General features: G+C 57.9%; 1 protein-coding gene. It reads left to right on the forward strand.

Annotated features, from left to right (window positions below; genetic code table 11):
• On the forward strand, window positions 1-254 hold a 254-nt coding region (locus AC1RPX_RS08030; RefSeq protein WP_481763372.1), incomplete at both ends, for a hypothetical protein.

The following is a 254-nucleotide window of genomic DNA, read 5'->3' on the forward strand; positions in this document are numbered from 1 at the left end:
CGTCATCTTCATCAGCGGCAACCTCGACTCCGCGTTCAAAGGCGCAATGGCGGCAGGCGACAGCGATTCGGATGCGGACTTTTACCATCAGCTGACGCGCAATATCTCGGTCAATACGATCAAGGATCATCTGATGTCGCGGTTCAAGCCCGAGCAGGTGGCGCGCTTCGGCAACAACCACATCATCTACCCGTCGCTCAGCCGAAAATCGTACGAGGCGCTGATCGCGCGTTCCGTCAACCAGTACGTACGGG

The sequence above is a fragment of the Dellaglioa sp. CoH-56-MRSF-14 genome (assembly GCF_056782115.1).